We start from the raw sequence: 25,430 nt of genomic DNA on the forward strand, positions 1-25,430 counted from the left end.
GGAAGCGTGAGAACTCCCATCATCCCAGGTCAGCAGGCACCTCTTCTCGTCTCCCCCCAAAAAAGTGCACCCGTCACGCGGTGGATCGAGGCTGATCCATCACGAGCGTGGCCTGGCCCGGGCCGAGCAACCACTCACGCAGCCGCAGCGCCTCGACGGTGGTGGAGAATCCGGGACCCCGGGATGCCGCAGTCACAGGCAATCACCTCTTTGACCTGGTGCATAAGGAAGGTCGTCCACGTTGACATGCCATTGCAGCGCTTACCAGTCATTCGTGAATCTTCGCTGTCTGCCCCCGGCGAACTGCTGTCCGTTGACAGCGAATCCAGTCCGACGCGAGGCGCCGACCTTCGCGGACAACTTCGCTGGCAACGCAGTCGTATGGCGCGCGTAGCGCTCCGAGCGTTCCCACCTGCGGTGACTGGATTTGGATGGCAAGGACGGCTGCGGACTGGGTTGGGTGGTAACGACAACTGCGACACTCTGAGACTACGCGGCAGGGCATCCCGAGCCGCAGGCATCCGACGGCCGGCACCCATCTCTTTTTCCCGTGAGCAGGGGCCTGCCCCGAGACGACCACACACGGCTAGATTGCGCCTGCTGTGGCCTCCAGGTAGAGGATGGACCGCTCGCCGAACTAGGCCACCGCCCAGCGTCTCAACGCGATTTCTCCCTCACATGCAGCCGGGCTCGGCAGCGATGACCACGGCAGGATGCCGCGCCGGAATTCGGCTGCCCTGAATCACCCTTCGCCGGCCGACGCTGTCGGTGAGACCGAGGAGATCGGGGTACGCGCCGACCAGAAATCGGAGTGAACGTAGGGGAGTCCCTTGGATTCCGGTGAGTTCGGATCAAGGGGCTTCCTGGGCGCTTCGGTGACCTTCGACTCGGCGACGCACGGGGAGGTCACGTGGAATCCGGCCTGGCCCTTGTACCCGAACTCCAGGCTGACCTGGAAGCCGTCAGGCGCGGTCGCGAAGACGGCCGGCATGTCGGCGCTGCTCCGTACCGATGTGATCTTGTAGCCCTGCTTCTTCCAGTACCGCTCGACGACGCCCAGGAAGCTGCCACGCCGCTCCGCGGAGATGATCGTCATCACGTAGCGGCGACGGGTTACCGATCCTGTCCCTGTGCCGTCGTTCTTGAAGTCAGTGCACCTGGAAGCGCTCGACGGGCCTCGCATGGCCTCGACCGAGAGGGTGACTGCCTTGAGAGTCGCGTCGATGATGCCTTCTGCGCGGTCGGCGGCCTCCTGCATGTTCACATTCGCCTCCTTCCCCGAGGTCGCTTCCTTCCCCTTGCTTCCGTTGCTGCCTGCGAAGCTGCAGCCGGAAATGACAAGAGTTGCCGCCACAAGGGCCACTGCGCGAGTTTTCATCGAGGCTTATCGCAAGTCACAAGATCGGGGCGGCCCGCGGCGATGGCTGCAATATTGGTAGCCGATACGGGGTCTTTGTCCCGGGCGGGGTTGAAATAATTGGAATGCGCCGAGTCGGCCCCTGGCCGTCGAACAACGGCATGGTCCGGTCCGCCACTTTGAACCGTTTGGCATCGAAGGCTTCGGTCGCACACGTGGTCTTTGCCCACACCAAGATCCTGCGTCTTGTCGACACCCGTCCCGGAACTTCCAACGAGAATGAGCCATAACGGCACGATGTCAGTACTCCTTACTAAGGTCCGTTCCCTTCGGCGCGCGGAAGCAGCCAGAGACGACGCGGACCTGGATCATGGGCTGCTGGGTTCCCGACGAGCCCGTGATGTGCAAGGAAGCATTGACTGAGAAGGGTTCCTTCTCTGAATCGGCGGTGAGTTCGAGGTTCTTGTTTGCGCTGGTGTCGCGGCCGTAGGCGACGACTTTCCAGCCGTTCTTGGGCAAGCTCTGCCGCAGGCGCTGGAAACCGGCCTCCAGTTTGTCGGGGGCCACTTCGTAGATCGACCAAGGGTGGCGCATGCGGTAAAGGTGATCGGGGTCCTCGTCACAGAGGGAGACGCCAGCACCCCCCTCCGTCACTTTCCCTTCCTTGATTCCGATCATGTCGAGAATCTGACTGGAGAGGTGGTTGGCCTTCGTTCTCGCCTGGTCGACCGCCAGAGTCGTCGGCTCGGCGGTCTTACCCGCATCATTCACTTCTTTGTTTGTCACGTCTTTTGAGCATCCCGTCATGACGATGGCCACAACACCGGCCGCGGCGCAAAGGGCGAACCGATGCCGTGGGAGCAGATGCCTGAGCGAGTTCACTTGTCTTCCTTAATGTCACCATACTTGCCGACGACAACTGCCCCCTGGTTCTCCAGTGAAACTGACCCCTCGTCCCAGTAGCCGCTGTGCCCGCTGGTGTTCACATGCATCCGATGCGCCCCGAATGCCTCGTCGGACGGGATGGTCTGGATGTAACCGGCACTGTAGGGAACCCCGTCGTAGTACTGCACGCCCCACTTCTGTCCACCCAGGAACGGTCGGCCGATGTAGGGCACCGGGTCGTCGCTGGCGGCCTCGGACCACACATGGTTGCTGCCCACGCCCAGGTCGCTCGCGTCGCCCACCAGCATGCCCGGACTGCCGGCGACCACGATGTCGTTGGCAGCGATGTGGTGTTCCTTGGTGGCAGCACCGACGACGGTGGTGCCGTAGCTGTGGGCGATGACCGTCGTGTGGCTTGACGGCGTGCATGCTTCAGAGCCGCTGCGGGCCGTCTGCAGGCCGTCCAGGAAGTTGTTGAGCTTGGGAGCGGAGTCGTAGGCATAGCTCGGCGAAGGGGAATCGGTAACGATGTTCTGCGGGGCGTCGTAGCCGATCCAGGTGATGGTGGACGTGGTCTTGTCGGGGGCCTGTGCATGCGCCTCCTGCCACGTATCCGTCATCCGCTTGATGTCGCCGCCGGCCTTCGCCAGCTGCGCCCCCGTCCCGGGCACGTACACAGCCGTGTTGTCCGCCGTGTCCGGGTTGCCGTTGGCGATGATCGCGTGTCCGAGGCCCTTGGTGTCGAAGCCGAGCACGTACGCCTGTGGCAGGCCGGGCTTGCCATTCGGGCCGGGCACGCCGCTTGCGTCAAGCCTGGCCTGGATATCGTCCATGCCGTTGAGCATGTCCCGCACCCCCGCGCCGCCGGCCTTCTGCCACTGCTGCCAGATCGGGTTGACGACGGCTGAGGGAGGGTCGCCGACCTGGACGTACTGCGGCGGCTCGGGCCCCAGTCGCTCGTACTCCTGGGCGAACTGTGCCCGTGTTTCCGCCAGCACGATCCGGTTGGAGGTGTCGCGCACCTCGGACGGCAGGCCGTCGAGCGCGCCGATCTCGGCCGGATAGAGAGTCGCGTACTCATCGCGCTGCTCGTCGGTGAGGCTGTCCCACCACTTCCTGTTCTCGGCGGGAGACTTTCCGTGCGGGATCTTCTTCTCGTCGAGGTAGTCGCCGACGGTCCTTTGCACGGCCTGCAAGTCCTTGGCCGCGTCGATCAGCATGTCGTCGGTGACGTCTAGCCCGGTCGGGGCCTTGAGCTTGCGGAGCACGGAAGCGTAGCGCGCGTCGATCTCGCCTGCGTCGCGCACCGCGCTCGCGATGCGTTCCGCGATGTCCTCGGCCATGGCCTTGTTGGGATTGCCGCCGCCTTCGCCCTTACCCGGCAGGTAAGGGATCGGCGCGCCCGCTCGAGCCGTACCACCGCCCACGCCCGGAGCTAACGGCACGATAGGGTCTGCTGACTTTCCTGGAGCGTGCGCCCCGGAAAGGGCCGGCGCCGGGGTGCCGTCCTTCGAGATAGGTGGTGGATACGTCACCGAACCATCCTCGTTCACCGTGAACTTGAACGCCTCGGCGTCTTCCAACGCCTGCTTCAGCTTTCGCTGAGGTCCCTCCAGTTCGGCGGCGAGGGATTCCAGCGTCGTCCGGATCAGACCGCACTCACCGTGGATGTACTGGTAGTTACGACTGAGTCGGTCCAAGTCGCTGGCTGCCTTGGTTGCCGTCTCCCCCTTCTGGGTGGACCGGACTGGAATCGTCATCTCCCGGTCGACCCGAAGCCGGGCGGCGTCCGCGCGGTGACTTACCTTGCCCCAGCCGCCGGCTGCGTTCCGGTACTCGGACAGCTTCAGGTCGCGAAGCTGCTGCCATGTGGACACCAGGCTCACCTCGCCCAATCCGGGGTGTTGCCCACATGAACACCACCCACTCGGCCCCCGACGTGCTGGTCGACCTCACCGAAGTGCTTCCCGGTCTTGGCCAGCGTTCCGTGCAGCCTGCCGCATTCGTTCCGGACAGCAGTAAGCCGAGCCTCCCAGGTGGCACGGATCTCATTCAGCGCGGCCGTACAGTCGAATCCCTCGGTGCCGCCCGCTACGCCGGTGCTGGCCTCCTTGAGGTCGGTCAGGCCGTTGTTGGTGTCGGTGTGCAGTTCGTCCGCGACGCCGGACGCGCTCGTCCACGGTGTCTTGCTGATCCGCAGGTCGGCGTCCCCGCCCCCGGTGCCACCGCCTCCCCCGCCGTTCACGCTCGCCAGTTGCATGCGACCGCGTCCCGCTTCGTCGGCGCGGGGCGGAACGCCTACAGCCTTCTCCCAGTCAAACCCCACGTGCCTGTCCTCCCCACACCATGCGCGGTCCCTCCCCGTGCCTCGTCGTACGTCGCCGAGATGCTGTGAACGCGCTACCACAGCGCTGCGGTGGTCGAGACGCACAGTAACGACGCAGCACCGCGTGCCCCATCCGTATCGGCCACCAGCCAATCTGAGTACGCGTACTCAGACGGAACCCGGTCCTCGATCGGACGGGGGGACGCTGTTCGGAGGAACGGGGGGCGCGTATGGCGGAGGCGTGACCCCTGGGGCTGCGTAGGGCGATCGGCTGGGTTCCGGGAAGGGCGCTGGGAGTGGTACTGCGGTCGTCGTCCGACGCCTGCGGACGATGGTGGCAACCGTGATCGCGGCTCCGAAGAGCACGACAGCTCCGACGCCCAGCGCGATCCAGAAAGTGGTGTCGGCACCGGATGAGGATGATGCCGCGGCTGAGTTGTCATTTCTTGCCGACTCACCGGCGCTTGCGGTCTGGGAGGCATCCGGGGATGCCGGCTTCGACACCGCCGTCTTCAAGTCCGGAAGCGGATACACGCCGGCGGGGCCCGGGTCACCGGGGTTCTGCAATGCGATGCGCGGCCGCACGATGCCGTAGCCGATGGCGTCGTTGCGTTTGGCGCCGTCCGTGGGGGCGCCGATGGTGTTGAGCATGACGCGGAGGACCTGGTTGTTGGTCCAGTCAGGGTGCTTGGACCAGATGAGGGCGGCGCTGGCGGAGGCGATAGCGGTGGCGTCGCTGGTGCCGTCGGTCTTGCAGAAGCCTGTCGTGCTGGTGCATGCGGCGACCATGTCATCGCCGGGCGCGGACATGTCCACCTGAGGGCCGTACTCGGACCACGAAGTACGCCGGAGGTCCTTGCCCACCGCTGCCACGCCGACGACACCGGGTGTCGCTGCGGGGTACTCGACCGGATTTCCCTTGTCGCCGCTGTTGCCGACGCCCGCGAAGATCAACGCTCCCTTCCCCAAGGCGTACTTGACAGCAGCGGTCACGTCGGGCGAACCCTCCTCCGCCCCCATCGAGACGTTGATGATCTGTGCGCCCGCGTCCGCCGCGTAGCGAATCGCCTTCGGGAGCACCTGGTTGAACTGCTCGATGAACGCCGCCTCGTTGGCCGCCGTTGTGGACTTCGGCATACGTACCGGGAGGATCCTGACCCCCGGAGCGAGCCCGAAGGCGCCGTTTCCGCCGTCAGCGGCTCCGGTCCCGGCGATGAGACCAGCCATGCCCGTTCCGTGACCGTCGTAGTCGGTGTGCTCGTCTCCTGCCTGACCCTCGGCGAAGTCCTTCCCACGTAGGACGCGCCCCTTCAGGTCAGCGTTGCCCGCGTCCACTCCTGTGTCGATCACGGCGACCGTGATGCCCTTGCCAGTGCTCGTGCGCCACATCTGCTCTGCCTTCATGGCGTCGAGGAACCACTGCTGTGCACGCATCCCCTCCGCATACGCCGGCTGGCCCGCTGCGCCTACCAGCAGCAGGCCCAGCACGGCTGATGCTGCGGCCTTACGGCGCCCCAGTCGGGTCCTCTTGAAGAGCATGGGCTTTCCTTCGCTGTTCGCGGGCAGTCACTCGGTGGTCGGACGAGCGGAACGGCGGCCGTCCTTCCGATTCCGCTGCTCCTTGGATCGGCGGCCGCCAGGCGTGGCTGCGGTGCTACGCGGTTGGTCTGAAGATGCTGATGACGGCTCCCGCGGAGTCGCATTGGCGCGGTTGCCGCCTGACCGCTTGGGGGTGGGCGCACCGCCAGAGATGCCCCCTCGCACAGGAGCTCCCGAGCTCAGGGACCCCCGAGGCGACTCCTGCGGGCTGCCGCCGACGACTCTTCCGTAGGGCGAGGCGGTGCGACCACCAGGGACCCCAGCATCGCGACCAACTGGCTGGGGCGCAGGACCACCGGTGCCTGTCGTAGGACGCCCCACTGGGCCGCGGGCGGTCGGGCCCTCCGTACCCACCACCGTTCCGCGGGGGATGGCCCCTGTCGGCAGGCCCGTAGAAGGCGTGGTCGGGCGTCCCCCGACAATGCCGTTGCCGCCGCCGCTCGGCATGCGTCCGGGATTCGGCGTCGGGACTTCCTCGCCTGGCGCCAAGGGGGGCCGTCCGGGAACCGCCCCCCGCCCCGGTTCTGCCGGACCGGCCGGCATTCCTGCTCGTTGCGCTGGCATTCCTCCTCGTTCCAGAGGACCAGTGACGTCTCTGCCCGGCGTCACCGAGCCAGTTACCGGCCTGACCGGCCCCGCCTGCCACGCAGGTGTTCTGATGCTGCTCCCGAACGCGGGAGGGATGATCGCAGGCTGTGCTGGACCGGGGCCGTCGGCCCGACCGGCGCCAGGGAGACCACTCGGCGTGCTCGTAGGCGTGCTCGCCGCCGTGTGCGGGGCATGGGGCAACGTGCCCACGGAGTCGATGGCCATCCGGGAAGGTGGTTCGGCCTTCCCCGCCGGAGGATGCTGTGACAGGCCCACGTGATCGGGCGAGGTCGCCGGCTGCGATACGGAACCAGAGCTTGAGTGCGTTGCCGGTCCCTGGTCGGCTGCGTGCGAGGGCATGCCAGTCACCGCAGGAGCATGGCCGACGTCGCTTCTCGTCGGGCCGACGACACTGCTGTCCCGGCCCACGGTAAGGGATCCCGACGGCGGCACGATCGCTTTCGGCGGCGGCGGAAACTTCGGCCGCCCCAGCCTGTTCATCTGCGTGGCCGACCACTCGTAGGTCTGCCCCAGCTTCCGCATCTGCGCCGCTGCCTCCAGGCGGACCTTCTCCTTGTGCGCCGCCAGCGCGGCCAGCTCGCTCTCTGACTTGGCGCTGACCGCGGCCGCGTCCGGGTCGTTGTGCGCCGCCTTCGCAGCGTCCAGATTCGCCTGTGCGCCCTTGGTGTCGCGCGGAATGGATGCCTGCGCCTGCGCGATCGCCCCGGAAGCCTCGCGCAGCCACTTCCCAGCGCCTTCGCTGAAGTCACCAAGCCGCAGAGTTGAGTTGGCCAGGTCGGCCGACCAGGTGCGAAACGCGTGCGCGCCCTCGCCCTTCCATTCCACCCACTGCGGGCGGACCTTGAGCTCCTCGGCGATCTTGCGGATCTCCTGGGCGGCCGCGGTGAGTCGGTCCGCGGCGGCCTGCACCATGCCGGGGTCGGCCTGGTCGAGCCACTCCAGCATCTGCTCGTGGCTCATGTCCTCGAAGGACGTACCGCCGCCGGATCCCTTGCGAGGCATGAGAACTCCCCCGTTCCTGTCCGCTCCATCAGATCGAACCGCCCGCGTCGCCACCCGCCGGCGTCGACGTCGACGGCTGCCCGGTCTGCGTCCCGTTCCCGCCGCCGTGGCCCTTGCTCGGCCCCTCCGGGTCGTAACCGCCGCCGTAGTACTTCGTCGTCTCCGCGCTGATTGCCGCCATACGGTCGCGAACGTCCAGGTCGACGTTCTGGTAGCCCTTGTGCGAGGCCATGACAGCGATGTTCATGCCCTCCATAGAGTCCGACAGCAGCTTCGACAGCGTCTCCAGCTCGCTGATCACCGTCTCGTACGTGCTGAACAGCCCGGCCGCCTCCGCCCACGCACCGGCCCCGCCCCCGAACTGGTGGCGTACGAGCTGCTCCTGCCCGATCTTGCCCGGACCTGCCTGCGAGCCCTTCAGGTCGTGGATCAGGGCGTCGACGCGCTTCTGGAAGGTGGTGAAGGACGACAGTTCCGTGGCCACATCGGCGACGGCTTCCCGTGCAACGTCGAACAGGCCGGACGCCCACGACGACGTGCCCGACGTCGACCCGCCATCGCTTGGAAGCACAACACCCTCCCCGTATCGTCAAAACACCGACCGCTCAAAGCCCGCACCAGCAACTTTAGCTACCAGCAGTGACAGGCCACAGTCGCCCCGTAGCGGCGAGCGACCGAGAACAGCCCATGTAGGGCCGCTCCGCCCGCAGCCAGGAGGCCGACGACTCGTCAGGCATGCCACCACCCAACACCTGGGGGTAATCAGGCGCATGAGCACTTGTACTCAGATGCGGGCGTCCGGCCGTTCTGAATGGCCGATACCCGACAGTGGGTGGCGCAGAGGTGACCTTGACCGGGTCCGTTACGGCTGGTCCGCTTAACTCCGGTGCGACGTCGACATCGGGGGGCGTGTACGTGTTCTGGGTGCACCTAAATGCGCTGTGCCAGCCAGCTCACTGCCTACTCGGCACTGTGACACGAGAGGTGCCCAGGCCAGGAGGCCCGCAGGATGGGGGCACCTGGCCACCGAGACGCTCTTCGCACACCGGAACAGCGGAGCTGCGGGCATGAGGATGCGGCGCGGCGCGGCACTCGCCGTCGTCGCCGGTGGCGGCGCGGTCACCACGATGCTCGTGGGTCTGGTGACGAACGCGGTGTCGGCGCAGTCTCATTGGCCGTCCTGGTTGGGATGGCTGCAAAAGCATCCCTGGCTGTCGTTCGTCATGCTCGGGTTGATCGCGGCCGCGCTGACGGCGGTCCTTACTGTGCTGGACGATCGTCGGCCTTCGAGGCAGGACCCCGAGCCTGTGCTCCGGCCGGACGACGGATCGGGCCCGCCCGGCGCCGCGTTGGTGCTGCGGTCGCTACCTCGCGACACTTCGGCGTTCACCAACCGGTCCGCCGAGCTGGAGTCGCTGGTCCAGTCGGTCCATGCTGCGCAGGAGACCGGCGAAGGTCTCCCCGTCCATGTGATCGACGGGATGCCGGGCGTCGGGAAGACCGCCTTCGCCGTGCACGCGGGGCACGTCCTCTCGGAGCGGTTCCCGGACGGACAGCTCTTCGTCAACCTCAACGGGCACACCACCGGACGCAGCCCAGTGCAGGCCACCGAGGCTCTGGCTTCGCTGCTCGCCGCCGCCGGCGTGCCGACGCAGCAGATCCCCGTCGGTGACGACGTCGGAGCAGTCACAGAGGCCCGGGCGGCCATGTGGCGCAGTCGGCTCGCGGGGAAGAAGGCGCTGCTCATTCTCGACAACGCGGGCAGCTACCGGCAGCTGGAGCCGCTGCTCCCCGGCGGGAGCGAATGCCTGGTGCTGGTGACGTCTCGCAAGCGGCTGGCCGCACAGGAGGAGGTGGTGCTGCCTGTGGAGGCGCTGCCACCGGATCACGCGGTGGATCTGTTCGTACGGCTCAGCGGACGGCCGGCCGACGCACTCGACCGGGACGTGCTCGGGGAGCTGGTGCGGCTGTGCGGGTACCTGCCGCTCGGGGTGTCGCTGCTCGCCGCGCGACTGCGGCATCACCCCTCGTGGAGTGCCACGGATCTGCACGCGAGGCTCGTCGTTGCCCGGGACCGGCTGGGCGAACTGCGGGCCGGGGAGCGTGCGGTCGCCGCGACGTTCGACCTGTCCTATCAGGACCTCGCAGCGGAGCTGCAGCGTTTCTTCCGGGCCCTCGGTCACTACCCCGGTACGGATCTCGACGCGTACGTCGGGGCTGCGCTCGTCACGGTCACGGTGGCGGACGCCCGCGACCAGCTCGACGCGCTCTACGACGCCCACCTGATCGACGAGCATCCGGGAAGCCGCTACCGGCTTCACGACCTCCTGCGCGATTACGCCCGCGGTCTCGCTGACGAAGGAGACAGCATGGACCACGTACAGGCCGTTCGGCGTGTGGGCACCTATTATCTGGCCGCTCTCGCCGTCGCCAACGATCACATCGTCCGAAGCGGCGCGGTGGCTCCACCTCCGCCGGACGATGTGGGAGAGGTGGAGACCCCGCCCTTGGAGTCGCGTCCGGCTGCACTGAGCTGGCTGGAGGACGAGCGGCCCAACATCCTGGCCTGCATCCGGCGGGCGAACGCCCTCGCTCTATACGACCTGGTGATCCGTCTGGCGGCGGCCATGGCGCCCTTCCTGCGGCAGGCCGGCCCCTGGGACCAGGCCGTGGGGCTGCACCGGACCGCCGCCGAGGCCGCCCGGCACACCGGCGACCAGCGAGCACTGGCCGGCGCACTGACCGAACTCGGCGTCGTACGGCGCTTCATGGCCGCTTACCCCGAGGCGACCGAGGCCCTGAACGAGGCCGTCACGCAGTACGACGCGGTCGGCGACCGGCGCGGCGAGGCTGACGCCCTGAACCAGCTCGGCATCGTTTGGTACCTGACCGCGGACAACGACGCCTCCGCCCGCGCCCAGACCGAGGCCCTGGCCCTCTACCGCGAGGTCGACCACCGACTCGGACAGGCCAACGCACTCGCCGACCTCGGCATGGTGCGACGCCAGACCAGCGACTTCGACGCAGCCGTCGAGGCCCAGTCCGAAGCCCTGTCGCTCTACCGTGAGCTCGGCGACCGGTACGGGGAGGCCAACTCCCTGCGGGACCTGGGCGTCGTGCACAGCCTCACGGGCGAATACGAGCAGGCCGCGCAACGGCACCGTGAAGCACTCGGCATCTACGAAGAACTTGACGACCGGGTCCACCAGGCGTACGCCCTCAACGAGCTGGGCGTCGTACTGCGGCTCACCGGGGACCTCGACGGCGCTCGCGAAGCACACACCCAGGCTCTGGAGTACTTCACCGAACTCGGCGAACAGTTCGGGCGCGCGAACTGCGTCCGCCACCTCGGGGTGCTGGACCGTCTGACCGGGGACGCGACGACGGCGATCCGCGAGCTTGAAGAAGCCCTGGAGGCATATCGCGACCTCGGCATCCGCGGCGGCGAGGCCGCCTCGCTCGGCGAGCTGGGGGCCACTCGTGCGGCTATCGGTGACCGAGACGGGGCTGCCGGCGCGTTCGAACAGAGTCTCGACATCCTCCGCGAACTCGGCGATCGCTGTGGTGAAGCGGAGGTCCTGAACCACTGGGGAACACTGCTGCGTACGTCCGACGACCCGGACGCGGCACGCCGCCTCTTCGAACAGGCTTTGGCGACAGCCCAGGCCATCCGCTGTCCGCTGGAGGAGGCACGGGCACTGGAGGGACTGGGCCGCTGCGATTGGGGGCTTGACGGCCCCGAACGCGGCGAGCGGCCGCTGCACGAGGCTCTTTCCATCTACCGGCGGTTGGGCGTGAGCGCGCTGGCCGACGACATCGAGCGGCTCCTGGTGTCGCAGGCGGGATGAGCCAGGTGCGTGGCCGGTTTCCCTGTGTTGCGGTGAGTGGCCGGACTGCTACGTTGCGGGCTGATCTAGCGCCTTCAACCATCGCTGTCGCACTGCGCCCGTACCGTCTCGGCCACGTACTTCACGAGGAGCGTTGAATGCCGTCACGTACATCCCATTCCACGTCGCATGCCATGGCCTCCACCTGTCGGCAGCCCGCCCAGGGCAACGTGGTCCTGGACCGCGTCGCCGCCCGAGTACAGCAGCGCCGGGTGGCCGAAGAGGCATCGGCGAACCGCGTCGGCGACGGCGCCCACGCCGCCTCGCTCATCTGGCCCTGGCCGTTCTGAGTACCTGCCATCGATGACGAGGCTCGAAGTCGCCGTTCCCTTCCGGACGTTCATCCTCAAGATCGCCAACCGGTGCAACATCGACTGTGACTACTGCTTCGTCTTCAACTCCAAGGACCAGTTGGCGCGGCACCTGCCCGCCCGGATGAGCCTGGACGTAGCCCGAGCCGCAGCCCGGAGAATCGGCGAGCACGTCATGGCGCACGGCCTACCGGCCGTCCATGTCGTGCTGCACGGCGGAGAACCGCTGCTCGCCGGTGTCCGGCACATGGCCGATCTCCTGGCTGCCGTTCGGGAGGGGATTCCCGAGAGCACCGAGGTGCGCTTCGAGCTCCAGACCAACGCGACGCTTCTCTCCGAGGCGTGGCTGGAACTCTTCGAGCAGTACGGCGTGGTCGTGGGCGTCAGCCTCGACGGGCCGCCGGCCGCGAACGACCGGCACCGACTCACCCACCACCAGCGATCCACCTCGGCCTCCACCGTGCGCGGCATCGAACTCCTGCGGTCCCGGCCCCACCTGTTCGCCGGACTGCTCGCCGTCGTGGACCTGGCCAACGACCCGGTCGAGGTCCACGACTACCTGGCCTCCTTCGAGCCCCCGGTGATCGACTTCGGCTTCCCACACGGGACTCACGACGACCCGCCTCACCGCAACGACCCCGGCGTGCCCGAGTACGGAGTTTGGATGAGCAGCGTCTACGACGCCTGGCTCGACCGCCCGGACTACCGACACAGCGTCCGGATGCTGGAGGACATCGTCGCGCTGAGCTCCGGCGTGCGCAGCTCGGTGGAGACGCTCGGGCTGGCTCCGCCCACCAGCGTCGTGATCGAGTCCGACGGCAGCATCGAGGGCGTCGACACCCTCCGCTCCGTCGAGGAGGGCGCCTCCCTGCTTGGGCTCACCGTCTTCAACGACTCCTTCGACGTGGCCCTCCACCACCCCAAGCTCCAGTACCGTCGGCAGGAGGGGACGGCCGCACTCGCCGAGGAGTGCCAGAGCTGTCCCCTGGTGGCGGTGTGCGGCGGCGGTTACCTGCCGCACCGCTTCAGCACGGACCGTGGGTACCGCAACCCGTCCGTCTACTGCGCGGACCTGGCGTATCTCATTCGGCACGTCCAGGGTTCTCTACTACGGCACGGCTGGGCGCTGGATGCTGCCGCGCCGGCCGCCCCCTAGCCGCACCGCCGCCTGCCCGAGGCTCACCCCGAATGAGAGGAGCTGTACGCCGATGACCCTGACGATCCGGCCGGCCGAGAAGAACGACGTCCGACAGCTGGCCAGGCTGATCGAGGAGATCGAGCGCTTCTACGGCACCACGGATGCCGACATCCAGCCGTTCGACGAGCGTCAGGCGCAGGTCGAAGAAGCGCTCTTCGGGTCGCCGCCACTGGCTTCCGCCCTTGTGGTCGAGGACGGGACAGGCGACATCGTGGGCCTCGCCGCGTACTCGTTCCTCTGGCCGAGCGCCGGTTCCACCCACTCCCTCTTCCTCAAGGAGCTGTACGTCCGTGACACCCTGCGCCGGCAGGGCATCGGGGCCCAGCTGATGAGTGAACTGCACGGCATCGCCACTGCACGCCCCGGCTGCACCCGCCTGGAATGGATGACGGACCGGGTGAACTCGGACGCGCGCACCTTCTACCAATCGCTCGGGTTCGAGGAGGACAACGAGAAGATCGTCTACCGGATCGGCACCAGCACGACGTGAGTCTCTGGAAGGGCATCGATGAAGTATCAGCACACGCCGCGGAGCGCCTGGCGTAAGAGCTCGTACAGCGGGAACGAGGACTCGTACTGCGTCGAAGTCGCCGATTTCTCCGACGGGATCGGCGTCCGGGACTCCAAGGACCCCGACGGGCCCGTGCTGCTCTTTGGCATGTCCGACTGGACGGGCTTCGTCACAGCCGTCAGTGCGAGACAGCTCGGCTCCTAGCCGCACCGGTGGTGTCCAGGTGAGAGGGGGTATCCCGTCGACGGGTGCCCCTCTGGGGCCGGCCCTGCGTCGACCACCTTGGTAGCAGCCCTCCAGTGGTAGCGATTGCGGGCAGCACCTCGTGGAGGGCTACGTGCAGGTGCGTGGAGTGTGAAGGAACCCTGTTGATCAAGTAGCTGGCCAGGGTGGGCCCGTCTGAGGGTGCGGACAGCGCCCAGGTTCAACCGGTGGCCACGTCCAGCAACACCTCCGCCAGGCGGTCTGCGGCATCCGGACGTCCCAGGGAGCGGGCCTGCTGTGCCCTGTGCTGGCACCAGCCGGGTGAGGAGATGAGCGGGGCGACGGCGTCACGAAGGCCCTCGGGTGTGACGGCATCCCGCAACAGGGCGACGGCGGCACCAGCTTCCTGAAGGTGCAGGGCGTTGTGCTCCTGCTCGTTGCCGGCCGATGTCGCCAGGGGTATGAGGACGGACGGCTTGCCCAGGGCGGTGAGCTCGGCGATCGTCCCCGCGCCACTGCGGGAGATCACGACATCGGCGAGAGCGAGGACGTCGGGCAGCTCCGTGCCGACGAAGTCAGTGACCAGGTAGCGCGGTCTGATGTCGTTCGGGAGCTGGGCGGCGTACCGGCGAACCTCCTCGATCGACGCGGCGCCGCACTGGTGGATGACGTTGGCCTGGGTGAGCAACCAGGGCAGGACCGCGCGGATGACGGAGTTGATCTGGACGGACCCCTGGGCGCCGCCGGTTACGTAGACGGTGGGCAGGGTGCGGTTGAAACCGGTGAGCCCGAGCGGCGGTGATCGCCTTCTCCGGCTGTCCGGTCAGGACCTCCGGGCGGACTGGGTTGCCCGTGACGACGGCGTTCGCGCGGACCGGGTCCGGCAACAGGGCCAGCGTCGACTCCGACGAGACGGCGACGCGGGTTGCCGCCCGGGCCAGGGCGCGGTTGGCCAGGCCCAGGCGAACCGTCTGTTCGTGGATTACCAGTGGGCGACGGCAGAACCTGGCGGCCAGGCCGACTGGAACTGCCACGTACCCGCCGGTCGACAACACCACATCCGGTCTGAAGTCGGAGACGATCGTGCGGGCCTGGGCCGCGCCCAGCGGGACGCGGCCCATGTCCTTGATGTTCGCAGGTGAGGCGAGCTTGAACGGGTTGCTGGAGCGGCGGATCTTGCCGGTTGCCACGGTCTTGAAGGGGACGCCCTCCCTCTCGGTGACCCGGGCCTCGAGGCCGGTGGCGGTGCCGACCCACAGCACGTCCAGGCCGACGCCGAGGCGGTCGAGCCGGGCGCTGGTGGTGCGGATCGCGGTGAGCGCGGGGTAGGTGTGGCCGCCCGTCCCGCCACCTGTGACGATCAGCCGGAACGGCCGGCCGAGGGCGGCGAGACGGTGGTCGAGGTCTGCGCTGGTCACGTGGTGGGGCTTTCCGTTCCGGCTGGCGCCGGGGGTGTGCCCGGGCCTGGGGACAATCGGACTTGGCGGACGATATCAGGCAGACGGATTTTCGTGAGGAGACGTCCGATGCCCCAGGGCGTCGTGCCGAACTGACTGAGATAGGTGCGCAGGGTGCGTCGCTGGGCGTCGTTGAGGCGGTACTCGCGGACGGCCGGTTCGGTGAGGCGGAACCGGCGGGGATCGCGGATGTTCTCCCTGCGCCGTGCCGCCGCGAGCAGCGCGTCGAGGTCGAAGCGGGCTGTCTGGCGCAGGACCTCCGGCGGGTCGGGGCGGAAGATCTCGGAGACACCAGGCGGTGGTGGTCGGCGCCCTCGCGTAAGAGCGCCTCGATCAGGGTGCCGCCACCGGTTCCGACACCGATGTCGCGGAGCACGGCGAGGCAGGCGCGTGCGGCGAGGTCGGTGGTGTCCTCCAGGGCCTCGGAGAGGATCCGGGTCCGGTAGGTGTAGAGCAGATTGTTGCCCAGGTGGCCATCCACGTACCGGTCGACGTTCTTGGTCGCGTACGACAACAGCGCCTCGCGGTCGTATACAGCTGTTCGTCGGTCTCTGCCTCGAACTCCTTCAGGACGTCGGTCAAGGCAGGGCCGTGGGGCAGGCTCCGGGCTCGCTCCAGCCAGGTCATGGGCGATATCTGGTGGGCGCGCAGGATGGCCAGGAGGACGGCGAAGACACCGCCGTTGTAGAGGGCGGCCAGGAGCAGGTTCATCACGCGGCACTCCCGGTAGTCCTCGTACGGCATGTCGGGCACTGTGACGCACACCTCGTCCAGCTCGGCGGCACGCAGCTCCTCGCCGAGCACGCTGTAGGCGCCGTAGCAGCGCGGCATGACGCGCCACCTGGTGACCAGGCCGTGCTCGCGGCGGTACGCCTCGGTGCACATCTCGCTGCCCGGCAGCGTGAGCTGGAACATGTTCAGTCGGTCGAAGCCGGCGTCCACCAGCTGGCGCAGCGTGCCTAGGTGCCTGGTCTTGGAGTCGCCGGGCAGGGCGAGGATCACCTCGCTGTAGGTTCCCGTTCCGGCATCCTGTGCGGCGAGCGCGATCTCCATGAGCTTCCCGGCGTCGATGTTCGACCGGGCGATCCGGCGCAGCACATCGGGGTCGAGGGACTGCACGGCGCCGGACAGGCTGATCGCGCCGGGGATCTGGGCGACGGCGGACAGGACGCGGTCGCGCTGGTTCTTGCCGGTCGTGACGTTGACGACACGCGGCCAGCCGTACAGCCGCTGGCACTCGGCGATCACCCGGCAGGTCTCCTGGTCCTCGGGGAACATGCCGAAGTTGCTGTCGGTGACCAGGAGCTCGTTGCGAGCCGTCCCCGCTTCCAGGAGCGGCTTCATGCGGCGGCCGATGTAGTGCAGCTCGTCGCGGACCTGCTGGGCACGCTTCTTGGCGACTCGCTGGAAGTACGCCGTTCCCTCCTGGCAGAAGGTGCACTTTTTGAACGGGCAGCCGCGATTGGTCTGCATGGTCGGGACGAGCCTGCCGTCGAAGAACTCGTCCATGAGGCCGACCAGGTACGGGGAGGGAACGGAAGACAGGTCGTGGATGCGCAGGCGCGGCGGTGGTGCGTGGAGTCGACCGTCGTCCCCGAGGCAGTGCACGCCGGCGATGTGACCGCGGACCTCGGCGCGGTCGAAGTCGTTGAGGGTGCCGAGCAGGTCGGCGAAGGCCGCTTCCCCCTCCCCGTCGATGTAGAAGTCGGCCTTTCCTTCGAGGCGTTCGCGCCAGAACGCGGTCTGCTCGGGCAGGCGGAGCGGGTAGTGGGGGCCTCCGAGGACGACGGTTGTCTCCGGGAACCGCTTCTTGATCAGCTCGGCGAACGCAAGGGACAGGTGGCTTGTTCCAGATGTAGTGCGAGAACCCGATCACGTCGGGCGGGTCGGCCTCCTCCAGCGCGGCCGCGAGGGCCTCCGGGTACTTGAAGATCCGGACCGGGTGAGCGAGGTCCAGTTTCGTCGCGGCGTAGGTGGCCAGGCCGCCGATCGCCTGCGGCATCGTCTCCGCTGAGATCGCCTGCTGGGTGTACGTGAGGTCGGCCAGCCACACCGTCAGTGTGATCCGCGGACGGGCCGACACGCCAACGACCGGGGTGGGGATCAACACGGCCTCGGTCATGCCACGGCCTCCGCGCGGCGCAGGAAGATCTGCAGGAGGAGCCAGCGCTCGTCCTCGGGCACGTCCTCCTGCCCTTCCCCGAGCGCCTCGCGCCCGTGACAGCACAGATGCTGGTTCACGATGAGCAGGTCGCCCCTGCCGAGCAGGAACTTCCGCTGCCCGAGGACGAGCTCGCGCTCCAGGGCCCAGACCGCTTTGATGTACGGGTCGTCGGGATCGGCGCCGGCGAGCATCTTCGCGGTGAACCGCACGAAGCCCTTCAGTGGCGGCAGCCCGTCGATGACGGGGAACGGGTTCCACTCCTCGCCGACACCGGTCAGGTCGTAGAAGTCTCCTCGAAACGCGTGTGCGTCAACCGCTCGGCATCCGCGTAGCTGAGCCGGTCCACGGCGCGGCGGACCTGCGAGACGAGGCTGTGGCCCTGGCCCCTGGGATCGGGGCGTACGCACAGAAGGGCGCTGTAGTCGGGCGGCAAGGTGGAGTTCACGACGTCGATGTGCATCGGGTTGTAGCCGGTGCCCGTCGCGCGCATCGGGTCGATCGTCAGGTTGGTGCCCAGCGGCTTCCACAGCGGCCACCGGTCGAAGGCACGCAGCGGATTGGCGATCAGGGAGACCAGCGCCGTCACGGCCCGCAGGCCGGCCTCCTCGGTGCCAGCCGCGTCGAGAAGCTCGGCCAGTTCCAGGACGGCGAAGCCCTCGCCCCTCGGGTCGTTCAGCAAGCGGTCGCATGTGGCGACGAATTTGGGAGTTTGGGGGAGGCCCGCCAGGACCTGCCGGTAGGCAGTGGCGGACTTCTCGGACAGCAGGCCCTCGGTGAGCTGCCACTCGGGCAGCGACGCGGCGCACCGAACCAGGTCGGCGACGAAGTCCTTCTGCAGCGGTACGCGGTGCGAGGTGGCAGCTGGGTGTTGAGGCATGCAGAACTCCTTGAAGGGTGTGATGTTGAGACGGGGAGCTGAGATGCGGGCGCACAGTCGGGTGGCGCCTGGCGACGGCCGCGTGTCCCTACGGGCGAAGCAGAAAGCAGAAGTCGACGGGATCGACGACGAGCCAGAAGGTGAGCAGAACGGGCATGACCAGCAGGGCGAACTGGAACCAGCCGAAGCCGTAGCGCCGCAGGAGTCGGAGCGGATGGCGAAGGCCCCACCACAGGGGCGCCAGTCCCGTCCGCCGGGCGCGGGCGTGTTGACGGATCGTGTCTCTGGGCACCGGGTTCATCGGCGCCTGCGCTTCGATCCGAGGCTGTGGTTTTGACTCCGCGAACGGCCTCCGTGACCGACGTCCGAGAACTGGGGCACTACGGGAAAGACGCACCAGGCCGTCGTCCCGTCGGCGGTGAACCCCCAGGTCCCGCCGAGCTCGTCGACGAGCACGTCCACGAGCCAGAGGCCCCGCCCACCCTCCGAGTCCGGGCCGACGCGTCCCGGTTCTGGCACCGCGGACGGTGAGTGGTCGTTGACCTCAAGCCGCACCCGCCCTACCTGTCCGTGCACGACTTCACCATCCTGCACCTGGACGACGGCATGCCGACATCAGTGCAGGTCGACAACGCGTGGAGCGCGACGTCGGTCTCCGACAAGCCACGCGAGGTCGGACGGTTCACCCGGAAGTTCAACGCCCTCACGGCGTCAGCGCTGCCGCCGGAGGACACGCCCGCGTTCCTGCACCAACTCACCCGAGAGATCAGCAAATGACCCAGTCCCGTACCCACATGGCACCCGAACTCACCGACGCCGGCGCGCGCTGGTTCAAGTCGTCCTACTCTGACGGCGCCGGCAACAACTGCGTTGAGATAGCCGACCTCACGGACACGACATACGCCGGAGTCGCGATCCGCGACAGCAAGGCCCCTCAGGGGCCCGCGCTGCTTGTCGACGGGGCTTCGTTCGCAGCGTTCGTTCACGGGGTCGTCGACAGGTGATGCACACAGCCGTATGACTCGTATCAGTTGAAGCCGAGCGCAAGGTGGGCAGCCCGGAGGCGCATGTTCGCGGCAAGCTGCGCAACCGGTGCTACAGCGCTTCCACGGACGAGAAAGTGGCTCTTCGTGCGGAGTTGCGAGAAGGGCCACCCGAAGCTTGGGAGACGCTCGATGTCTGCGGCAACCGGCGGATGCCGCATGGACAGGACTTCTATCCCGCTGCAGGGCAGTGCGAGGGGGCTGGCTTCCGCCATGTCCCCCTGCTTCACGCCCTGTTGAGTGTCAGTGGTCGTTCCTATCGTGGAGGAATGGCGAACGGTGTGTGGCACACCAGATATGGCATAGAGATCAATCTGTCGTTACCCGATCTCGGGCATCCGGGCCGTCCGGAGCTGCTCCGCGAGATCACCGCGAGCATCACCGACCGCGACCCGCAACTGCTCGAATGCCTGGCGCACCACGAGGGGCGGGAGTGCCAGTCGGAGGCAGGCGGGAAGTCCCCGTGGATGTTCATCCGCCGAGGGCGGGTAGGCGGGCGTAGGCCCCTGGTCGCCTCTCACCTACCGGTTACACACAAGCCGACCCCGGCGGAGAGCGCTCAGCACAAGGCCACGAAGGAGCGCGTCGTCGAAACCGCTGCGCGGTACGGGCTCGACTCCGAGGCCGAGGTTCCCGTAGCCGACCGGCGGAGCGTCACGGACGCCGTCGTCGCCGGTCCCAGCGGCATACGGATCGGCTGGGAGATCCAGTACCACCACATCAGCCCCAGCAGCGTGCACCGCCGCTCCGTCAACGCCGTGGAGAACGGCATCACACCCCTCTGGGTCGCGAAGGACCGGACGGCTTCCCTGATCGACCGTGCGCCATGGGCACGCGTCGACTTGCCGTGGAAGGACATCGCCGACGGCAAGGAAATGGTGATCCGTGGCGGATACCGTCACCTGCAGGTCTGGAAGTGCATACCGAGCAGCGACCGCCACTGCCTCGTCGGCGAGGGCGCCGGTCACTGTGGCGCGATTCACGCCGACTGGTTCGTGCCCGCGCTGTGCGTGCCCGAGAAGAAGCCGGTCCACATCGAAGACCTGGTCCTGCAGAGCGCCACGGGGGAGAGCGTCCCGGTCTACGTGCCCAGCCGCGGCAATGGCCGGGCCGGTCGGCACATGTGGGTGTCGGCGGACGACCGCATGCTGTGGGAGGAGATCGTCGGTGAACGGAGCCCTCTGCCTCCGGCCTCGGCCGAAGAGGACGACGACGTGATCACCTTCGCCGAGCAGGAGATCGACCGCACGTGCCGGGCAGGAGAAGAAGGCTGGTTCGTCAGCGACGCCCGACCCCTGCGCGACCTTGGCCAGCCGACCGGCGGCTTCACCCTCCCCGCCATGCCAGTGCAGGGCTCCCACAAGGCGATGCGGATCACACCAGTAGAGCGGGCCGCAGCGTCCGTCGCGCTGGGATGTCCGACGTGGGAGCTGGGGCCGTGCGCCGGCTGCGGCCAGCTGATGCACAGGTATGGGCGGTACGCGGCGATGTACTGCCGCGTCTGCCGTGCCGTGCGCAACGGGCGGTAGCCGGGAACTGCAACCAAAACTGCAACCACGGAACGACGAAGGCTCCGACCGAGATCCGGTCGGAGCCTTCGTGTGCCCAAGTGGGCGGCTGCGGAGGATACGAGATTCGAACTCGTGAGGGGTTGCCCCCAACACGCTTTCCAAGCGTGCGCCCTAGGCCTCTAGGCGAATCCTCCGCCGGAAACATTACATGACCGAGTGGAGTGCTCGCGAACTCGTTCCCTCCCGCCGGCATCGGGTAGGCTTTGCGAAGCCCCTCACGCGGCGCTATCTGACTGAACTCCCCCAGGGCCGGAAGGCAGCAAGGGTAGGTCGGCTCTGGCGGGTGCGTGGGGGGCGCTTGCGTTTGCGGGCAGGGACTGTTGTCGGTGCGCGCCTATAACCTCGTATGCGTGTCGTCTCTCGCGCTGTACCGCCGCTATCGCCCGGAGTCGTTCGCCGAGGTCATCGGGCAGGAGCATGTCACTGACCCGCTGCAGCAGGCGCTGCGGAACAACCGGGTCAATCACGCGTACCTGTTCAGCGGCCCGCGCGGGTGCGGCAAGACGACCAGTGCCCGGATTCTCGCCCGGTGTCTGAACTGCGAGCAGGGACCCACGCCGACGCCCTGCGGCAAGTGCCAGTCGTGCCAGGACCTGGCCAGGAACGGGCCGGGGTCCATCGACGTCATCGAGATCGACGCCGCGTCGCACGGTGGTGTGGACGACGCCCGCGACCTGCGGGAGAAGGCCTTCTTCGGGCCCGCGCGCAGCCGGTACAAGATCTACATCATCGACGAGGCCCACATGGTCACGTCGGCCGGTTTCAACGCGCTGCTCAAGGTGGTCGAGGAGCCGCCGGAGCACCTGAAGTTCATCTTCGCGACCACCGAGCCCGAGAAGGTCATCGGAACCATCCGGTCGCGGACCCATCACTACCCGTTCCGGCTCGTGCCCCCCGGCACCCTGCGCGACTACCTCGCCGAGGTGTGCCAGAAGGAGAAGATCCCCGTCGAGGACGGCGTGCTGCCGCTCGTCGTGCGCGCCGGCGCCGGGTCCGTGCGTGACTCCATGTCCGTCATGGACCAGCTGCTCGCCGGCGCGGGGGACCAGGGTGTGACCTACGCCATGGCCACCTCCCTGCTCGGCTACACGGACGGCTCGCTGCTCGACTCCGTCGTCGAGGCCTTCGCCTCCGGGGACGGGGCTGCCGCGTTCGAGGTCGTCGACCGCGTGATCGAGGGCGGTAACGATCCTCGGCGGTTCGTGGCCGACCTGCTGGAGCGGCTGCGGGACCTGGTGATCCTGGCCGCGGTTCCGGACGCGGCGGAGAAGGGGCTCATCGACGCGCCCGCCGACGTGGTGGAGCGGATGCAGGCCCAGGCGAGGTCCTTCGGCGCCGCCGAACTGAGCCGCGCCGCCGACCTCGTCAACGAGGGGCTCACCGAGATGCGCGGCGCCACCTCGCCCCGCCTCCAGCTCGAGCTGATCTGCGCCCGCGTGCTGCTGCCGGCCGCGTACCGCGACGAGCGGTCGGTGATGGCCCGCCTCGACCGGCTCGAGCGGGGTGTGAACTTCTCGGCAGCAGCCGGTGCGCCCGCCATGGGGTACGTCCCCGGGCCGGAGGCGCACGGGGGAGCGGCAGCCGGGGGGCTTGGCTCCGCGGGGCCGGTGTCCGCGGGCGCAGGGGGCGCCGTGGGTGCTCCGGTTCCGCCGGGGGGCGGGGCCGCCGCGGCTCGGGCTGCGGTACGGGCCTCGGGCGCGCCGGGCGCGCCGGCTGTGCAGGGGACTTCCGGGGCACCGGGCACATCGGGTGCACGGGCGGCCTCCGGCCCCTCCGGACCCTCCAGCTCGGGGCCTTCCAGCCCTTCCAATCCCTCCGGGCCTTCGGGGGCTTCCGCGGCCGCTCCGGGCGTCTCTGGCGGGTCGACCGGGGCCATGGGGCACGCGGGCGCCTCCGCGGTCTCCGGGCCCGCCGGTGACCGCTTCCAGGAACCGCACGCACCCGCTGCTCCCTCCGCTCCCTCCGCACCCGCGTCCCCGGCCGCTCCGCCCGCGACGGCACCGGCCGCTGCCGCGCCCTCCGCCCCCGGCGCCTGGCCCACCGCGGCCTCCGCGGGCAGTGGCCGACGGCCCGGCGGCTGGCCCACGGCGGCGGCCCCGGGCGGCGGACAGCCCCAGTCCGCGCCGAGCGCGCAGGCACCCGCGCAGCCGGCGGCAGCAACGCCTCCCGCCTCTCCCGCCGCGCCGGCCCCGGCGGGCGGCGGGCTCGACCCGCGCTCGCTCTGGCCGAACATCCTCGAAGCGGTGAAGAACCGCCGCCGTTTCACCTGGATCCTGCTCAGCCAGAACGCTCAGGTCACCGGCTTCGACGGCACCACCCTCCAGCTCGGCTTCGTCAACGCCGGCGCGCGCGACAACTTCGCGAGCAGCGGCAGCGAGGACGTGCTGCGGCAGGCGCTGGCCGAACAGTTCAACGTCCAGTGGAAGATCGAGGCGATCGTCGACCCGACGGGCGGCGGCTCGGCACCTCCGGCCACCGGCGGGTACGGCGGAGGCGGCGGCTCCGGCTCCGGCTTCGGCGGGGGCGGCCCCGGCGGCGGTGGATACGGCGGTGGCGGCAGCTACGGCGGCGGGGCCACGGCCGTGCAGCGTACGGCGGCCCCCCAGTCCGCGGCTCCGGCGCCCTCGCCCTCCGCCTCGCCGGCCCGGCCGTCGGCGGCGTCCGCACCTGCGTCGGCTCAGGCGCCCCGGCCCTCGGCCTCCGAGCCGACTCCGGTCGCTCCCGAGGACGACATCCCCGAGGACGACGACCCCGACCTCGACGAGTCGGCCCTCTCCGGGCACGAACTGATCGTGCGCGAGCTGGGGGCGACGGTGGTGGAGGAGTACACGACCGAGTAGCGGGGGTCTGGGGGAGCAGCCCCAGGGGCACCGCGGCACCGGCGTACTTCAGAGGAACATACGAACACCTCGGCCCGACCCCTTCAGAAGCCCGCACAAAGGCACCCGGCCCCGTGCCGTTAGGCTGATCCCCGTGAAGGTCCTCGTCATCGGTAGCGGCGCCCGCGAGCACGCCCTGTGCCGTTCCCTGTCCCTCGACCCCGACGTCACCGCGCTGCACTGCGCGCCCGGCAACGCCGGGATCGCCGAGGTCGCCGAGCTGCACCAGGTCGACGCCCTCGACGGCGCGGCCGTGTCCGCGCTGGCCACGAAGCTCGGCGTCGGCCTCGTGGTCGTCGGTCCGGAGGCCCCGCTGGTCGCCGGGGTCGCCGACGCCGTGCGCGAGGCGGGCATCCCGGTCTTCGGCCCCTCCAAGGAGGCCGCGCGGATCGAGGGCTCCAAGGCCTTCGCCAAGGATGTGATGGCCGCGGCCGGTGTGCCGACGGCCCGGTCGTACGTCTGTACGACGCCGGAGGAGGTCGCCGGGGCCCTCGACGCCTTCGGTGCCCCGTACGTCGTCAAGGACGACGGGCTTGCGGCCGGCAAGGGTGTCGTCGTCACCGGCGACATTGAGACGGCCAAGGCACACGCCGCCGCCTGCATGGGGGTACCTCCCGCGCCGTCCAGGCAGCGGGGGAGCGTGGTCATCGAGGAGTTCCTCGACGGCCCCGAGGTCTCCCTCTTCGCGATTACCGATGGCGAGACCGTGGTCCCGCTCCAGCCCGCCCAGGACTTCAAGCGCGCCCTGGACAACGACGAGGGCCCGAACACCGGCGGCATGGGCGCCTACTCCCCGCTGCCCTGGGCCGACCCCAAGCTGGTGGACGCCGTCCTGCAGACCGTGCTGCAGCCGACCGTCGACGAGATGCGCCGCCGGGGCACGCCGTTCTCCGGCCTGCTCTACGCCGGCCTGGCGATCACCAGCCGCGGCGTCCGCGTGATCGAGTTCAACTCCCGCTTCGGCGACCCCGAGACCCAGGTGGTCCTGGCCCGCCTGCGCACTCCGCTCGCCGGCGTCCTGATGGCCGCGGCCACGGGCAACCTCGCCGACCTCCCGCCCCTGCGCTGGAGCGACGACGCGGCCGTCACCGTCGTCGTCGCCTCGCACAACTACCCCGGCACCCCGCGCACCGGCGACCCGATCACCGGCCTGGACGAGGTGGCCGCCCTGGACGCCCCGCACGCGTACGTCCTGCACGCGGGTACCAGGCGCGACGGCGACACCATTCTGAGCGCGGGCGGCCGCGTGCTGTCCGTCACCGCGACCGGCAAGGACCTCGTCCAGGCCCGCGACCGGGCGTACACCGCCGTCGCCCGTATCCGCCTGGACGGTTCCCAGCACCGCTCGGACATCGCGGCGAAGGCGGCGGCGGGCGCGTAGCCCACGCCCCTGATCCCCGGCGGTCCGGCCTCCTGATCCCCGGCGGTCCGGCTGATCCCCGGCGGTCCGGCTGATCCCCTGCGGTCCGGCTGATCCCCGGCGGTCCGGCCTCCTGATCACCTGCCTGCCGGCCCCACAGGCCCCGCAGAAAACAGACACCTCGCATGAA

Annotated in this window: 20 protein-coding genes, 1 tRNA gene, 1 other RNA gene and 1 pseudogene; 11 read left to right on the top strand and 12 right to left on the bottom strand. The window is 68.8% G+C overall.

Features of this window, described 5'->3' with window-relative positions; all coding sequences use genetic code 11:
• Nucleotides 1-742 precede the first annotated feature (742 nt).
• The 6 genes from ABZV31_RS30150 to ABZV31_RS30175 all read right to left on the bottom strand — a co-directional run bounded on the left by ABZV31_RS30150 (nucleotide 743) and on the right by ABZV31_RS30175 (nucleotide 8,349).
• Nucleotides 743-1,363, bottom strand: coding sequence for a hypothetical protein (locus ABZV31_RS30150; protein ID WP_355899974.1), 621 nt, complete (start codon nucleotides 1,361-1,363; stop codon nucleotides 743-745).
• A gap of 294 nt (nucleotides 1,364-1,657) precedes the next feature.
• Nucleotides 1,658-2,239, bottom strand: coding sequence for a hypothetical protein (locus ABZV31_RS30155; RefSeq protein WP_355899976.1), 582 nt, complete (start codon nucleotides 2,237-2,239; stop codon nucleotides 1,658-1,660).
• Nucleotides 2,236-4,119: an alpha/beta hydrolase gene (locus ABZV31_RS30160; protein WP_355899978.1), complete on the bottom strand. Its 1,884-nt coding sequence runs from the start codon at nucleotides 4,117-4,119 to the stop codon at nucleotides 2,236-2,238. Before ABZV31_RS30160 ends, ABZV31_RS30155 begins: the two co-directional genes overlap by 4 nt.
• Nucleotides 4,120-4,124: 5 nt before the next feature.
• The gene (locus ABZV31_RS30165; RefSeq protein ID WP_355899980.1) at nucleotides 4,125-4,502 is read right to left on the bottom strand and encodes a hypothetical protein; all 378 of its coding nucleotides are present in this window, start codon (nucleotides 4,500-4,502) and stop codon (nucleotides 4,125-4,127) included.
• A gap of 234 nt (nucleotides 4,503-4,736) precedes the next feature.
• Nucleotides 4,737-6,056 carry a type VII secretion-associated serine protease mycosin gene (mycP, locus tag ABZV31_RS30170; RefSeq protein ID WP_355899982.1) on the bottom strand — a complete coding sequence of 440 codons (1,320 nt, stop codon included), beginning with the start codon at nucleotides 6,054-6,056 and terminating at the stop codon, nucleotides 4,737-4,739.
• A 1,750-nt stretch (nucleotides 6,057-7,806) separates the two neighbouring features.
• On the bottom strand, nucleotides 7,807-8,349 hold the full coding sequence (locus ABZV31_RS30175) for a hypothetical protein (RefSeq protein WP_355899984.1): 543 nt from the start codon (nucleotides 8,347-8,349) through the stop codon (nucleotides 7,807-7,809).
• A gap of 496 nt (nucleotides 8,350-8,845) precedes the next feature.
• On the opposite strand from ABZV31_RS30175, the gene haaT reads away from it, so the two are divergent.
• The 5 genes from haaT to ABZV31_RS30200 all read left to right on the top strand — a co-directional run bounded on the left by haaT (nucleotide 8,846) and on the right by ABZV31_RS30200 (nucleotide 13,889).
• Nucleotides 8,846-11,626: a cyclophane-containing RiPP biosynthesis TPR protein HaaT gene (gene haaT / locus ABZV31_RS30180; protein WP_355899986.1), complete on the top strand. Its 2,781-nt coding sequence runs from the start codon at nucleotides 8,846-8,848 to the stop codon at nucleotides 11,624-11,626.
• 137 nt (nucleotides 11,627-11,763) lie between these two features.
• Entirely contained in the window at nucleotides 11,764-11,955 is a 192-nt protein-coding gene (gene haaA / locus ABZV31_RS30185; protein ID WP_355899988.1) for a HaaA family cyclophane-containing RiPP peptide, read from the top strand.
• A 13-nt stretch (nucleotides 11,956-11,968) separates the two neighbouring features.
• The gene (locus tag ABZV31_RS30190) at nucleotides 11,969-13,132 is read left to right on the top strand and encodes an FxsB family cyclophane-forming radical SAM/SPASM peptide maturase (protein WP_355899990.1); all 1,164 of its coding nucleotides are present in this window, start codon (nucleotides 11,969-11,971) and stop codon (nucleotides 13,130-13,132) included.
• 52 nt (nucleotides 13,133-13,184) lie between these two features.
• Nucleotides 13,185-13,664, top strand: coding sequence for a cyclophane-containing RiPP N-acetyltransferase HaaN (haaN, locus tag ABZV31_RS30195; RefSeq protein ID WP_355899992.1), 480 nt, complete (start codon nucleotides 13,185-13,187; stop codon nucleotides 13,662-13,664).
• An 18-nt stretch (nucleotides 13,665-13,682) separates the two neighbouring features.
• Nucleotides 13,683-13,889, top strand: coding sequence for a DUF397 domain-containing protein (locus ABZV31_RS30200; protein ID WP_355899994.1), 207 nt, complete (start codon nucleotides 13,683-13,685; stop codon nucleotides 13,887-13,889).
• A 220-nt stretch (nucleotides 13,890-14,109) separates the two neighbouring features.
• On the opposite strand, the pseudogene ABZV31_RS30205 reads toward ABZV31_RS30200, so the two are convergent.
• From ABZV31_RS30205 to ABZV31_RS30225, 5 genes and pseudogenes are all read right to left on the bottom strand, one after another.
• A pseudogene (locus ABZV31_RS30205) lies at nucleotides 14,110-15,253 on the bottom strand (UDP-N-acetylglucosamine--N-acetylmuramyl-(pentapeptide) pyrophosphoryl-undecaprenol N-acetylglucosamine transferase).
• Nucleotides 15,254-15,679: 426 nt separating this feature from the next.
• Complete coding sequence (locus ABZV31_RS30210; RefSeq protein WP_355899996.1) at nucleotides 15,680-16,954, bottom strand: radical SAM protein; 1,275 nt, start codon at nucleotides 16,952-16,954, stop codon at nucleotides 15,680-15,682.
• A 510-nt stretch (nucleotides 16,955-17,464) separates the two neighbouring features.
• Complete coding sequence (locus tag ABZV31_RS30215) at nucleotides 17,465-17,719, bottom strand: hypothetical protein (RefSeq protein ID WP_355899998.1); 255 nt, start codon at nucleotides 17,717-17,719, stop codon at nucleotides 17,465-17,467.
• Nucleotides 17,720-17,784: 65 nt separating this feature from the next.
• The gene (locus ABZV31_RS30220) at nucleotides 17,785-18,387 is read right to left on the bottom strand and encodes a hypothetical protein (protein WP_355900000.1); all 603 of its coding nucleotides are present in this window, start codon (nucleotides 18,385-18,387) and stop codon (nucleotides 17,785-17,787) included.
• A gap of 88 nt (nucleotides 18,388-18,475) precedes the next feature.
• Nucleotides 18,476-18,679 (bottom strand): hypothetical protein, encoded by a 204-nt coding sequence (locus tag ABZV31_RS30225; RefSeq protein ID WP_355900001.1) that lies wholly within the window; start codon nucleotides 18,677-18,679, stop codon nucleotides 18,476-18,478.
• Between the two features lie 239 nt (nucleotides 18,680-18,918).
• Here ABZV31_RS30225 and ABZV31_RS30230 point away from each other — a divergent pair, with 239 nt between their 5' ends.
• The 3 genes from ABZV31_RS30230 to ABZV31_RS30240 all read left to right on the top strand — a co-directional run bounded on the left by ABZV31_RS30230 (nucleotide 18,919) and on the right by ABZV31_RS30240 (nucleotide 20,959).
• On the top strand, nucleotides 18,919-19,164 hold the full coding sequence (locus tag ABZV31_RS30230) for a Scr1 family TA system antitoxin-like transcriptional regulator (RefSeq protein WP_355900003.1): 246 nt from the start codon (nucleotides 18,919-18,921) through the stop codon (nucleotides 19,162-19,164).
• A 17-nt stretch (nucleotides 19,165-19,181) separates the two neighbouring features.
• Nucleotides 19,182-19,391, top strand: coding sequence for a DUF397 domain-containing protein (locus ABZV31_RS30235; protein WP_355900005.1), 210 nt, complete (start codon nucleotides 19,182-19,184; stop codon nucleotides 19,389-19,391).
• Between the two features lie 308 nt (nucleotides 19,392-19,699).
• Nucleotides 19,700-20,959 (top strand): hypothetical protein, encoded by a 1,260-nt coding sequence (locus ABZV31_RS30240; protein ID WP_355900007.1) that lies wholly within the window; start codon nucleotides 19,700-19,702, stop codon nucleotides 20,957-20,959.
• A gap of 91 nt (nucleotides 20,960-21,050) precedes the next feature.
• On the opposite strand, the gene ABZV31_RS30245 is transcribed toward ABZV31_RS30240, so the two are convergent.
• Nucleotides 21,051-21,135 (bottom strand) — tRNA-Ser (locus ABZV31_RS30245).
• A gap of 72 nt (nucleotides 21,136-21,207) precedes the next feature.
• On the opposite strand from ABZV31_RS30245, the gene ffs reads away from it, so the two are divergent.
• From ffs to purD, 3 genes are all read left to right on the top strand, one after another.
• An RNA gene (gene ffs, locus ABZV31_RS30250) (signal recognition particle sRNA small type) lies at nucleotides 21,208-21,306 on the top strand.
• A 45-nt stretch (nucleotides 21,307-21,351) separates the two neighbouring features.
• Nucleotides 21,352-23,841 carry a DNA polymerase III subunit gamma and tau gene (locus tag ABZV31_RS30255; protein WP_355900009.1) on the top strand — a complete coding sequence of 830 codons (2,490 nt, stop codon included), beginning with the start codon at nucleotides 21,352-21,354 and terminating at the stop codon, nucleotides 23,839-23,841.
• A 133-nt stretch (nucleotides 23,842-23,974) separates the two neighbouring features.
• Nucleotides 23,975-25,261, top strand: a complete 1,287-nt coding sequence (purD, locus tag ABZV31_RS30260) for a phosphoribosylamine--glycine ligase (RefSeq protein WP_355900011.1) — start codon at nucleotides 23,975-23,977, stop codon at nucleotides 25,259-25,261.
• Nucleotides 25,262-25,430 lie beyond the last annotated feature (169 nt).

Source organism: Streptomyces sp. NPDC005202 (genome assembly GCF_040608235.1).
In the GTDB taxonomy this organism is placed as follows: Bacteria; Actinomycetota; Actinomycetes; order Streptomycetales; family Streptomycetaceae; genus Streptomyces.